This window comes from Prevotella sp. HMSC073D09 (genome assembly GCF_001814145.1).
GTDB classification, from domain to species: Bacteria; Bacteroidota; Bacteroidia; order Bacteroidales; family Bacteroidaceae; genus Prevotella; species Prevotella conceptionensis.
The window spans coordinates 24,365-36,216 of sequence record NZ_KV815127.1; the positions used below are offsets into that span (position 1 = coordinate 24,365).

Here is an 11,852-nt window from a genome sequence, read left to right on the forward strand (position 1 = left end):
TGCCTAAGCAACGTGTGCATCACTTCAACTCGGCGCTGATGGCGGCCGAAACGTTTTCGCCCAATGCGGGATTGAGGTAGGGCGCAGCGTTGTTGTCGGTGTTCAGAATGAAGGCCAAACCCTTTTGTTCGCCCACTTTGGCCACGGCTTGGTTGAGCCTAGCTTTCAATGGAGCCAGTGCCTCGGTCTCGGCTTTCTGCAACAGACGTGCTGCCTCTTGCTTGAAGGCCATGTTCTTCTCCATCAGCTCTTGCAATTCGGCCTGACGTTTCATGCGAATGGCTGGTGCAAAATCTTTCAGTCCATCGAGAAAAGCCTCGTATTTGAGGTTGAACTCGTCGGTGGCGCGTTTCATTTCGGCTTGATACTTGCCGCGAAGGGTCTCGATGTTCTGCTGAATGGTTGCGTAATCGGGGGCCGACTGCAACACATCTTGATAGCTGAAATAGCCAAATCGCAGTGTGGCAGCACGCTCCGAGGGTACATTTTGTGTTTGTGTGGTTGCATCTTGTGCGCCCGTTGTGAGGGCTGCCAGGAGCATTAGGGCCGCAAAAATAGTTTTTTTCATATCGTTTGGTTGGTGTTTTCGCCCCTTTTGGGACATCTGTTAGTATGGCGATGCGCTATATCGGCTGTGCTTATCGGCACGGATACACCTTATAATATATATGCGGGCGCATTCGCGAAAAGGCTGAAACCCGCGTTTGGCCACGACAAGAAACGAGGCCAAACACGGGCATCAGTGCTTTAAGAGGTTGTGAAGGCATGGCCGTTCGGGGCGTTCGCCGTAGACGATGTGCCGGCAGAACGGCTTTGCATAGGCTTTCCTCTGCCCTGGTTTGTTTGCCAAAGTGCGCGATGCGCAGTCTGTTATAGGGCTTTGAGGGGCACTTTACTTCATTTTGTTGAGCTGTGCTTTCACTTCTGCCGTTACGTCTTTGCTAAGCGTATCGCTGATGTAGGGGATGCCGGCCGATACGTCCATGATGTAGACGTAGCCGCCTGCTTTGCCCACGGCCTTAATGGCATCTACCAGCTTACCCGTGATGGGGCCCATCTTCTCTTGCTGAGCCTTTTGCAAAGACTGCTGGTTGTCTTGATAGGTTTGCTGAATTTTCTGGTACATCTGCTGCAAGCTAGCCTCCGTTTCTTGTTGCTTGGTGGCGTTCATCGTGCTCTTGGTCTTCTCGTACTCATCGCTTTTGCGTTTCAGTTCTTCTTGCATGGCAGTGAGTTCGTTCTCGTATTTCTTGGCCGAAGCCTCGATGTCGCCCTTAGCTTTTAAGAATTCGGGCATGGATGCCATCACTTCTTGGGCGTTAACATGTCCGAACTTCTGTGCGAACATGGCCATTGGGGCGAAAAGCATCAGCATTAAAACTAGTTTCTTCATTGTTATAATTGTTTAATATGTTAATATTCGGGTTTATGAGTTGGTGCGTTTAGAGTTGGTGAGTTGGTGAGTTTGAAGTTTATGAGTTTGATGTTTTGGAGTGATAAGGGGTGCGAATGGCGGAAAGCAACATGGGTTTGGGATGTCAAGTAGCGAGCCTCGTTCATCAGTTCGGTCTGTGTGGAATGCCAAAAGATATGGCCACCCCCTCTACCGCTCATCCTCCTTACCACATACTACTTTCTACTTACTCCTTACTACATACCCCTTCCTCCTTACTACATTCTACTTACTACATATTACTTACTCCTTCCTACTTCCTCCATCCTACTAACCTCACTAATTGGAATAGCCCAAACGTCCCAGCACTTCGTTGCTGATGTCTATCTTGGGCGACCCAAAGATGATGCCCGTATCGCTTGCCCTATCCAGCACTAGCGAGTAACCGCGCTGTTCCGAGAGTTCTTTTACAGCGTTATAAACGGCCTCTTGTATGGGGGCAATCAGGCTTTCGCGCTTTTTGTAGAGTTCGCCTTCGGGCCCAAAGTATTTCTTTTTAAGCTCTCCGGCATCCTTTTCTTTCTTCATAATGGCCTCTTGCTTGGCCTTGCGTTGCTCTTGCGAGAGGAAAACCACCTCGTTTTGGTAGTTCTTGTACATCGTTGCAGCTTCGTTCGAGAGTGCCTCAACCTCTGCTTGCCACTTTTTCGACACTTGGTTGAGTTGCTCGTTGGCTCGCTCGTAGGCAGGAATGTTCTTCATAATGTATTCCATGTCGATGAGCGCGAACTTCTGCGCATGGGCTGCCAGCGACACAATGGCCACAAGGCAGGTGATGATAAGTTTCTTCATAATCTCTCTTCTTTAATTTGTTGTTGTCAGCAAAAGGGGCGAAGGCTGGCCAAAACCGGTTTGGCCGAGCCATGTTCCCCATTATGTTTTAGACGTACACGGCGTTGAAAGGTTTAGAACTCTTGTCCTAAGATGAAGTGGAACTGGCTGCCACCCTTTGTTCCGTACACCTTGTCGAAACCATAAGCCCAGTCTATACCCATAAGTCCCACCATTGGAAGGAATATGCGAACGCCCAAGCCGGCACTACGTTTGAGTTGTAGGGGGTTGAACTTGCGCGTGTCGGTCCATGCGTTACCTGCTTCGGCGAAGCCCAAACCATAGATGGTGGTGTTGCCCAGCATAAAGGGATAGCGCAGTTCTAGTGCCATGCGCGTATAGGCATAACCTTCGGCACCGTATGGCGTAAGCGAACCGTTTTCGTATCCGCGCAAGCCGATTGTTTCTTCGGCATAGCCCGTTGAGTAGCCGCTCATACCGTCGCCACCCATATAATAGGTCTCGAAAGGCGACTTCTTATAGCTGTTGTACGAGCCCAACAGACCGAATTCAACGCGCGACATCAGCACAAAGCACTTTTGTCCGCCCGAAAGAGCCGTGTAAGTTTTCGACTTAAACTTCCATTTGTGGTACTCCACCCAGCGATATTTCTCCTGCTGTTCCTTTGCAAATGTGGGCGATTTTGGGTCGTTGGCCAAGTTGCGATAGTCTTTGCCGTCCCACTTAGACCAAGGTGGAGTTACGCTAACCGATGCCATGAACTCCGAACCCTTGCGGGGGAACATGGGGTTGTCCGTAGAGTTGCGGCTAAGCGTAAGCCCTAGGTTGATGTTGTTGGCGTTACCATTGCTCATAATGAAGTAGCGCCAGTTCTTCAGCATGTATCTTGTGTACGAAAGGTCCATCGAAAGCACGAAGAAATCGTCGGGCCAACGCAACCTCTTGCCCCATCCCACAGACGCGCCAAGCATCTGTATGTATTGGTTGGGGTCGTAATAGTTCTCGTAATTGTTGTAATAGCTGCTCCCGTAACCGTTAAGCGAGTTGTAATAGGCATAGCGGGAATTGTTGTTATAATAGTTGCTGTTTACGCCAGTTTGCTTAGAGTAGAACACGCTGACGTTGAATTGCAACGGACGTTTGCCGCCAAGCCAAGCCGTTGAGTAGCTGGCGTTGTACGATTGATAGTACTTACCATTGGTTTGTACGCCCAACGATAGTGTCTCGCCATCGCCAATGGGCAGCAGTCCGCGGCGCTCCTTGTTCTTGCCAAAGAGGTTGCGCATGGAGAAGTTGTTGAGCTTGAGGCCGATTTTGCCGATAAGGCCCGTCTGTCCCCAACCCAGTGAGAACTCAATTTGGTCGTTGCTCTTCTGCTCCAAGTTCCAGTTGATGTCCACCGTTCCGTCTTCGTAGTTGGGACGAACGTCGGGGCTAACCTTTTCTGCATCGAAGTGTCCCATCGTTGCAAGCTCGCGCGCCGAACGTTGCAATGCCTCTTTGGAGAAGAGGTCGCCTGGCTTTGTGCGCAATTCGCGGCGCACAACGTTCTCGTAAAGGCGGTCGTTACCATTGATGCGCACCTTGTTAAGGTGTGCCTGTTGGCCTTCAACGATGCGCATTTCAAGGTCAATAGAGTCGCCAACGATGTTCACTTCGGTGGGTTGCAGGTTATAAAACAAGTAGCCGTGGTTCCAATATTGGTTTCCAACCGCGTCTTCGTCTTCCGTTAAGCGCTTGTTCAGCAGCTTTTGGTCGTACACGTCGCCCTTCTTCATGCCCAAAACGGCAGACAGATAGTCGGTTGAATACACGGTGTTTCCTACCCACGTGATGTTTCGCAGGTAGTATTTCTTACCCTCGTCCACTTTTATATGTATGTTCACATGTTTCTCGTCGGCGTTCCAAACGGTGTCTTCCAAGATGGTAGCATCTCGAAAGCCCAGCTCGTTATACTTCTCGATAAGTTTCTTTTTGTCGGCAGCCCAGCGTTCGGGGGTAAACTTCTTGGCCTTAAACAGCGACGAAAGCTTACCTGCCTCGTGGGTTTTGGCGAACGCACCCTTGCGCAAAAAGCCGCCCTTAATCTTTCTGCTAGACAGTTGTGCGTTACCTTCGATAATGATGTCTCGCACCTTCATCTTTTCTTTCTTGTCGATGATTACGTCGAGTATCACCTGGTTCTTGTTAGACACGTCGTCGCGTTGGCGAATTTCGATGTCGGCATTCTTAAAGCCTTTGTCGTCGAAATAGCGTTTGGCCAAAATCTTGGCGCGGTCTATCATGTTGGGCGTAATCTGCGCTCCTTTTAGCAGTCCCAGCTTGTTTTCCATGTCCTCGCGTTCCGACTTCTTCAAACCGACATAGTTGATGACCGAGACACGCGGGCGCAAGGCAAGGCTTACGTGCAGGTAAATCTTGTCGCCGACAATCGAGTCGGCCGAAATTTTCACGTCAGAGAACAGCCCATGCCGCCAATAACGTTTTACGGCATCGGTGATTTCGTTGCCGGGAACGGTTATTTCCTGCCCCACACTCAATCCGGATATGCCTGCCAGCATATAGTCTTCGTAGCCTTCGATGCCCGAAACGTTGATGCCGCCCAGCACCAACGTTTTGGGTGTACCGGCGTATGATATGTCTGGGTACACGATTTTGCCCTGTGCGGCGGCGTTAAGCCCGCACAAGCAGAGGGCGACAACAGGAAAAACCTTGCGTAATATCTTCATTTTTGGGTTGTTTTCTATCTTTATAAGTCAATATACTTCATGCCTGCCGTTCAGGACTCGCTTTCTACTTGCATGCCCGTTTTGCCGAATCGCCTTTGTCGCGCTTGGTAATTGGCGATGGCTTGGTGCAAGTCGGCCTCGTCGAAGTCGGGCCAATAGGTGTCGCAGAAGTACAGTTCCGAGTAAGCAATCTGCCAGAGCATGTAGTTAGAGATGCGCAACTCGCCACCAGTGCGTATCAGTAGCTCGGGGTCGGGCATGAAAGCCGTCTCCAATCGTTCGTTCATCAGCTCTTCGGTGATGTCTTCGGGCTGCAACGTTCCCGCTTTCACGTCGCGTGCGATGCTTTGTGCGGCACGCGTAAGCTCCCATCTCGACGAGTAGCTCAGTGCCACCACCATGGTCATTGCCGTGTTTTGTGCAGTGTGTTCCATGGTTTCTTGCAGTTTGTCTTGCACCGATTGGGGCAGGCGTTGTATGTCGCCCACCACTTGGAAACGCACGTTGTTCTTCATGAAGATTTCGTCTTCCAGCGAAGAGAGCACCAAACCCATCAGCGCGGCAATTTCCGTTTCGGGCCTACTCCAATTCTCTGTGGAGAAAGTGTAAAGCGTTAGGAACTTCACCCCTAGGCGCACGCACTCCGAAGTGATACGTCTCACGGTGTCCACCCCGGCTTGATGCCCGTAGCTTCTTTCCTTTCCGCGTTCCTTTGCCCATCGTCCATTGCCGTCCATAATGATGGCAATGTGTCGGGGTATGCGTTTGATGTCTAGTTCTTGTTCCATTAATCGTCTTTGTTACAGGTTCTGCATTTGGGCATGAAACTATATGTGAGCGACAACGAGAGGGCCGAATAGCCGTCTTTGTTTTTGAAGATGCCCACGCTGCGCACCGTATAAGGGTCGGCAACGCCGTCCAACTTGTCGCTCGTTGCAAAGTGCATGGCCCATTCCAGCCCAAGGTTCAGCCTCTCGGCTAGCTTGTATTTCACGCCCACGCCTAAGAAAAGGTTGGCCGTGGTTACGTTCTTTGCGCCGCCATTAACGTGGGTTAGCCCCATTCCGCCCATGATATAGGGTGTAAGGGGTTGTGCTCCGCGATAGTCGCGCCCTGTGCCGTAGGGCCAAAAGTTGTACTCGTAGGCCACGCCCACATCCACCACGCGGTGGTTAAAGTGGTAAGGCGAGGCGGCATAGGCTGGGTAATAGGTGCCGTTGTTTTGCGACGAACCTTTTATCTTGCCTGTAAAGGCGGCCAACCGCAGGTCCATATAGGGGTTTATCACTCGCCGCAGAACTAGTCCGCCCATAGGTTGCGTCCCACGGAAGATGCCTGCATTGAAGTCGCCTAAGTAAGTAACCAACCCTAATGTGCCACCCGCCTCCATGAGATAGAGGGGGTCGCCTTGCGCCATTGCTCCGCTTGGGAGTGCGGCGAACAGCAACATTGCGAGCCAGTTTCTTTTCACCTTATTATATAAATACGTACTGTGCGCGGCTTGTTGCAGTTTGCCTTTGCCCCGCGTTTGTGGTGTTATTTGTTTGTTGCCCAGCCCACACTGTTCTTGCGTACGCGCCAAACCTTGCCCGTGCCAGCACAAACCAGCCAGATGTGGTTGTCTTTATCGGCGCCCATTGCAAATTGGGTGGTGTTCTTTGCCACGTCGGTGGGCATTGTATAAATGCGGTTGGTGCGCCACGACAGCCCGCCATCGGCACTCACATACACGTTTTTCAACGCCTGTACGCTGCTGCTTGCGCCCATACCTGCACCGCCCACGGCCAAGAGAACCGGCCCATGAACCACTACTTGCAGGTTAGACATGCGCGGAAGTCGCGGCTCTGCCTCCAAACTATTGTAGTAAGCCCACCTTTGGGTAGAGCTTGTTTGTCCGTATTCGAACACCTTACCCCACACAACGGGTGCGGAATCGCTGGCGTAGTCGGCCTCTTTGCGGTTGCCAAGTAGCACCACTTGTTCGGTTTTATCGCTTGCTGAGTGGTTCCAAACAACCATGTTTAAATCTTGTTGCGGCAGATAGCTGGAGCTTGCTGCCAACGTTTCAAGCACAGGCTCTGACGTTCCAGCCTTTGCCAAGTATAGGGTGCTAGTGCCTTTAAGCAGATGTAGCCCCGCATTAGATGCGCCCAAGAGGCGCGACATGCCTGCGGCGTTTACGCCGAAGTCGGTCCAAGTTGTGCCATCGGTTGATTGCCACACCCTGTTTCCATTCAAAACGTATGCCACGCCGTTGAAACTAACGGCGTTTTGCCATGCGTTGGCATCGGGCGAGAACGTGGGCGATAGCTTTGTCCATGTCTTTCCGTCGGCGATAGGCGAGCCATACACCACCGTCCCACTACCAGTAGAGCCGAAAACCAACACCATCGCCCCCGCGTTTGCTACGCGCATGCCTTGCATAGCGGCGAAAGCAGGCACCGTGGCCAACTGGTTCCACTTAAAGTCGTTGGGCTTTTGCTTGTGCACACGCACGTCTACAGTGTATTTCTGCGAGTACTTTTGCGAGTTGCTGTACACAACGAACGTGCGCTCGGAGGTGAAGTCCACCGAGTCTTGCCCGTTTTTGTAATACTTTACCGAGTCGCTGGTAAGGCTTTTCAGCGTAACCACGCCCGCGTTTCTGGTAGAGAAGGTGCCAACAATCTTTTTTTGGTTCACGCCGTAGGGCAGCGAGTCGAGGTTGTACACCCTTTTGTTTATCTGGTCGATGTAGAAAACATATTTCTTGGCATCGAGTTTTCTATAATATACACTGTCTTTCTTGCCGTCTTTTGTGGTGGAATCCACCCTCAAACTTAGTTTTCCAAGGGTGAAGGCCGTGATAGCCGTGTCGTCATAATAGGTGATGTCTCTGGCATCGTCTTTCAGACAAGATGCAAAAACAAAACCAGCCGAGAACAGCAAAGCAAGAGACCATCGCATTTTTTTCATTCCGCTTTTGAATTAATTTTAGCTGCAAATTTAGTGAGAATTCCTCAAATAAACAGCGTTTTGTTCGCTTTATTGTGCAAAATATGATAAACGCGCTGTTTTTTTAAGGTATTTTACGTGCTTTGGCGGTGGCAAGCAATGAGCGGTGTGCCACATACGTGCCTAGATTTTCGGCTTTTTGATAAGGTAAACAAACTGGATGATAGCAGCTTGTTGAGTTTGTATGTGTTAAGAAAAAACCATTGGGCTTGATGTTTTCTTTGAGCATGTCGACAGCAGTTACGCCATTTTTCAGTGCCTTCCTATCCCTAAGCGGACAATCGAGTTCGTTTTTCAATCTTTTCCCCAAATTAGCCTTTTAGTTAATTTTGGTGCATATATTTTACAAAACACACTCTGCCTGGCACACCATTCTAGCGAAATTTTAGGTTGAAAAGCGTGCTTTTTGCAGCATTTTTCAGCTTTACGCAATTCTTGTTCAGTCCATTTTTGATGGTTTTGCTTGCATTTAGCACCATTTTACCTTTCTATTTGGTTGCCTGCTCTCTTTTTTAAGGCTCTAAAAACTGTGTTTTTACCACTAAAACACCACTTTTTAGGGTGCATTTTGCCCCTTTTAGCTATGTTTTTAATGGTTCTAAGAGGTTTTGTTTATACCATTACAGCGTATTTTTATGCTTCTCGTCTTGCATTTACCAGCATTTTGCCTTGCGTTTAGCAGCAAAACGCACTGCATTTAGCGGCATATTGGCTTGCATTTTGCACCAAAACGCACTGCATTTAGCACCAAAACGCACTACGTTTAGCACCAAAACGCACTCCATTTAGCGGCAAATAGCCCAAAAGTAGGTGCAAGTAGTGGTTTCTTTAAATAAAAATTCATTTTGCAGTATGCACATGCTAACCCCTTTTTGCATCAAAACAAACCTTCGCGAGAATTGATTATTTGCGGTGGAGTGAGCAGTTGGTGGGTAAAACAGGTACCTATAATGTTAAAATTTGTACTGAAAAGACTACAAATAATGTTTGTTGGGTGGGATGATGAGTCAACTAATTGGTGGATTGAGTATTGTGGAAGGTTGTGCAAAGGCGAACATCAGTAAAGCCTTTTGTTGGCTATTGTGGGGCTGTTAAGAGTAGCTAGGCGCTGGGCATAAGTCGTCGTAAGCATCGCCAAGCGATTGAAAGCCCTGTTCAGTCCAATACAAAGATTGTCCTTTGGCGCGGTATAGGCTTTGTAGCAACTCAGTAAAGCTTTTGGCAACAACCGCTTGCTCGCCAGCAACGCCGTGCCTATCCCAAAAACTATCGTAGCAATGCCCCAGTTTGTTTTTTGACAAGTCGATGGTTATATATTGCGAGTGGTTGTCGTGCGCAACGATAAACCAGTTGTGGCTTACGTCGTCTGCCACGTCTTCTCCCACAATAATGGGGTTAGCCCTTTTAAATTCAGCAGCACCAACGATTTTTATTGGATAATGGGCATCGTTGAAAAGCGAGATTGAAGAATAGTTTTCAAGAAAGTAACGTAAGTCTTGCGGTAAATGCAAAGGCAATTTGACCGCAGGATGTGACAGTTTAGAAACAACACAGCTTTTGTTGTGTTCTATTTCTGTTAGAATATTGATAAGGTCTTCCATATGTGTTTACTCTTTTTTATTGCTTGTATGGGCAGGTTGGTTGATGGCTTTTAATATTCTATTTTCCAAGTCGATAGGAAACCAAACAATCGAAAACTCATGGTGTTTAAATTCTTTTCTTGTAATGGGTGTCTCTTCTTGCGTGGCAAAATTCCTCAAACGAAAGTCTCCATCAACACCAAATATCATTCTTAGACTATTGTAATTTGAGTGTTTATATTTGTCGTAACAGTCTGTTTTCCCGATTATTCGCCACCGCTTTTTTACAATACCGTCCCAAAATATCTGCAATGGAGAAAACAACACGCCCGAATTTTCGATTTCGCTAATGCAGGTTTGGGCGGAACCTATTTTCTTAAAAATCTCTACTAAGACCGAAGAACTGGTTTCTATTACTCTTCCAAAGGCAAAGTCTTTATCTAAATCTTTGTCGGATAGTTTTACTTTTAACTTCCAATCGTCTTTGGGCATGAATAGCGGAATACAAAATATATCTCCTGCATGAACGATAACCTTATTCATTGCTTAACTTTTAGGGCGTTTGGAAAGTAACTTATTGAAACTTACTGATCAGTTCGAAGATGTCGTTCGCAACTTTATTCATCGGCAATGAGCCTAATGCGCCTAAGTCGTTAGCGTATATTGAATGGTCGTTGGGCGTATTTGTGCTTACGAAATAGCCCATGTCTCCATCTTGTCCAATCATCAAATAATTGGGCTCGTAGGCTCGTACCTCATAAGTTTCGTTCCTTTCCTCTAAGTCGGAATAAGAAAACAGACCTATTCCAGAGCCTTCCACCTCAAAGACGTCGTCCGCTTTGATGTGGCACAGGAAATCAAAATAGGGCTTGGGAAAGGTTATTTTCAACCTTTCTTCCAGTTCAATAACGTTCTTCTTTACGCTTACACTATCCATTGTTGTTGCTGTTATAAGTAAAATTGGTGAGGTTCGGACATGATGCAATGGGCTTAACGGCCGCTTGTTAAGTGCTAACGCGTATGACAATATTACTTGCTTTAAGCAGAATTTACGTTGAAGTTGTCTTGGCTTTCAGTATTTTTATAAATTGAGAGGAGTTTATTATCTTTGTGATGCTAAACCAAGATAAACATTCCTCTCATGTACGAAGTACAGGACAAAGCTACAATGGCCAATTGGGGCTAAAATATCTCTGAGGTACTTCCAGAATTGTTCTCGGAACTTAATACCTCGCCCTTGTCGGTATCGGGACTTTTTCTCAACGCAGTTGTAGGTTCCGACGCAGAACAGTTCTGGCGGGGATGCCACAAACAAGAGGTAATTCCAAACGTTGTCTTTAACAAACGCAGAGGAAAGCAAAGGGAGGAAGAGTTCCTTGATAAATCGCTGTATAGCTAGAGGTTTCCATTGTCTGCAAGCACATTTAGAGCCTGATGATGGCTACTTTATTATAAACTGCAAAGCAGCCAGGATGAGAATGCCTGCAATTAGCATCCAGCGATTAATATTGATATTCTTAAGATTATCCGCATGCTGATCAGAAATTTGCTTGCATAATTCCTCTATAACCCTCTGGTTTTTGGTTATAGCTCGGTTTAATTCTTCTGTTCGTTCTGAGAGCCTACTGAACTCTTTGCTCATAGAATTAGTGAGCATAGTCATATCGGCATCGACTTTCTGTGATAGCTGGCTGTACTGCTTAGAAACATTTTCGTAATTCTCTTGCTGTCTATTATGAATGGAAAGCATATCGGCATCGACTTTCTGTGATAGCTGACCATACTGTTTGGAAATATTTTCAGTACTTTCCTGCAGTTTATTATGAATGGAATGTACATCTGCAGAAATCTCGTCCTGTCTGGTCTTTAATCCAGAGGTTATTTCTATCGATTGTTCCAACTTCGTTTGGAAAGCACTTAATTCTTCATTGCTTTTTGCAAGTCTATCATTTTGTGAAACAAAATCAGTAAGTATGCTGGACGAATTTTTCTTGAACTCTGCAATAATGGTATTACAAGAGGCCTCTATAGAGGTAACAGCTTCTTTTATTTCTGTTACTTTCTGATCTCTCATCTTAGCAATTTCCTCTTTCAAGAGGATAGTCTCTTGCAAAACAGCATTTACAGAAGCAACATAACCATTCACTACATTCTGAAGTTGTGAACTTGCATTGATTGTGTCTTCAACCTGTTCCTTTGCAGAGTTAATGTCCTGGAGATTCTTCTCGAGTCGCTCCAATGCAAGATTTATATCGTATGCCATAGTTATTTATTTAGGGATATTCAGTAAATATCTAACTAATT

12 protein-coding genes are annotated in these 11,852 nt (G+C 47.3%); all 12 read right to left on the reverse strand.

What is annotated here, in order from left to right; all coding sequences use genetic code 11:
• Positions 1–19 precede the first annotated feature (19 nt).
• The gene (locus HMPREF2955_RS12370) at positions 20–568 is read right to left on the reverse strand and encodes an OmpH family outer membrane protein (RefSeq protein WP_070723775.1); all 549 of its coding nucleotides are present in this window, start codon (positions 566–568) and stop codon (positions 20–22) included.
• Positions 569–892: 324 nt separating this feature from the next.
• Complete coding sequence (locus HMPREF2955_RS12375; RefSeq protein ID WP_070723767.1) at positions 893–1,393, reverse strand: OmpH/Skp family outer membrane protein; 501 nt, start codon at positions 1,391–1,393, stop codon at positions 893–895.
• A gap of 339 nt (positions 1,394–1,732) precedes the next feature.
• The gene (locus tag HMPREF2955_RS12380; protein WP_009230774.1) at positions 1,733–2,245 is read right to left on the reverse strand and encodes an OmpH/Skp family outer membrane protein; all 513 of its coding nucleotides are present in this window, start codon (positions 2,243–2,245) and stop codon (positions 1,733–1,735) included.
• Positions 2,246–2,358: 113 nt separating this feature from the next.
• Positions 2,359–4,974, reverse strand: a complete 2,616-nt coding sequence (locus HMPREF2955_RS12385; RefSeq protein WP_070723768.1) for a BamA/OMP85 family outer membrane protein — start codon at positions 4,972–4,974, stop codon at positions 2,359–2,361.
• A 50-nt stretch (positions 4,975–5,024) separates the two neighbouring features.
• Positions 5,025–5,762, reverse strand: coding sequence for an isoprenyl transferase (locus tag HMPREF2955_RS12390; RefSeq protein WP_009230776.1), 738 nt, complete (start codon positions 5,760–5,762; stop codon positions 5,025–5,027).
• A complete protein-coding gene (locus tag HMPREF2955_RS12395; RefSeq protein WP_070723776.1) occupies positions 5,762–6,445 on the reverse strand; it encodes a type IX secretion system protein PorG in 684 nt (227 codons plus the stop codon). The genes HMPREF2955_RS12390 and HMPREF2955_RS12395 overlap by 1 nt, the downstream gene beginning before the upstream one ends.
• 65 nt (positions 6,446–6,510) lie before the next feature.
• Positions 6,511–7,929 (reverse strand): DUF6242 domain-containing protein, encoded by a 1,419-nt coding sequence (locus HMPREF2955_RS12400; RefSeq protein ID WP_070723769.1) that lies wholly within the window; start codon positions 7,927–7,929, stop codon positions 6,511–6,513.
• A 103-nt stretch (positions 7,930–8,032) separates the two neighbouring features.
• Positions 8,033–8,266: a hypothetical protein gene (locus HMPREF2955_RS12405; protein WP_139145561.1), complete on the reverse strand. Its 234-nt coding sequence runs from the start codon at positions 8,264–8,266 to the stop codon at positions 8,033–8,035.
• Positions 8,267–9,059: 793 nt separating this feature from the next.
• Entirely contained in the window at positions 9,060–9,569 is a 510-nt protein-coding gene (locus HMPREF2955_RS12410) for an SMI1/KNR4 family protein (RefSeq protein ID WP_070723771.1), read from the reverse strand.
• A gap of 6 nt (positions 9,570–9,575) precedes the next feature.
• The gene (locus HMPREF2955_RS12415; protein ID WP_070723772.1) at positions 9,576–10,091 is read right to left on the reverse strand and encodes an Imm26 family immunity protein; all 516 of its coding nucleotides are present in this window, start codon (positions 10,089–10,091) and stop codon (positions 9,576–9,578) included.
• 31 nt (positions 10,092–10,122) lie between these two features.
• Entirely contained in the window at positions 10,123–10,485 is a 363-nt protein-coding gene (locus HMPREF2955_RS12420; RefSeq protein ID WP_070723773.1) for an SMI1/KNR4 family protein, read from the reverse strand.
• A 504-nt stretch (positions 10,486–10,989) separates the two neighbouring features.
• Positions 10,990–11,811, reverse strand: a complete 822-nt coding sequence (locus HMPREF2955_RS12425; RefSeq protein ID WP_070723774.1) for a coiled-coil domain-containing protein — start codon at positions 11,809–11,811, stop codon at positions 10,990–10,992.
• Positions 11,812–11,852 lie beyond the last annotated feature (41 nt).

What these genes read in the sequence shown, in the direction of transcription:
- HMPREF2955_RS12370 (WP_070723775.1), bottom strand. Translation starts at nt 568, where the DNA reads ATGAAAAAAACTATTTTTGCGGCCCTAATGCTCCTGGCAGCCCTCACA.
- HMPREF2955_RS12375 (WP_070723767.1), bottom strand. Translation starts at nt 1,393, where the DNA reads ATGAAGAAACTAGTTTTAATGCTGATGCTTTTCGCCCCAATGGCCATG.
- HMPREF2955_RS12380 (WP_009230774.1), bottom strand. Translation starts at nt 2,245, where the DNA reads ATGAAGAAACTTATCATCACCTGCCTTGTGGCCATTGTGTCGCTGGCA.
- HMPREF2955_RS12385 (WP_070723768.1), bottom strand. Translation starts at nt 4,974, where the DNA reads ATGAAGATATTACGCAAGGTTTTTCCTGTTGTCGCCCTCTGCTTGTGC.
- HMPREF2955_RS12390 (WP_009230776.1), bottom strand. Translation starts at nt 5,762, where the DNA reads ATGGAACAAGAACTAGACATCAAACGCATACCCCGACACATTGCCATC.
- HMPREF2955_RS12400 (WP_070723769.1), bottom strand. Translation starts at nt 7,929, where the DNA reads ATGAAAAAAATGCGATGGTCTCTTGCTTTGCTGTTCTCGGCTGGTTTT.
- HMPREF2955_RS12410 (WP_070723771.1), bottom strand. Translation starts at nt 9,569, where the DNA reads ATGGAAGACCTTATCAATATTCTAACAGAAATAGAACACAACAAAAGC.
- HMPREF2955_RS12415 (WP_070723772.1), bottom strand. Translation starts at nt 10,091, where the DNA reads ATGAATAAGGTTATCGTTCATGCAGGAGATATATTTTGTATTCCGCTA.
- HMPREF2955_RS12420 (WP_070723773.1), bottom strand. Translation starts at nt 10,485, where the DNA reads ATGGATAGTGTAAGCGTAAAGAAGAACGTTATTGAACTGGAAGAAAGG.
- HMPREF2955_RS12425 (WP_070723774.1), bottom strand. Translation starts at nt 11,811, where the DNA reads ATGGCATACGATATAAATCTTGCATTGGAGCGACTCGAGAAGAATCTC.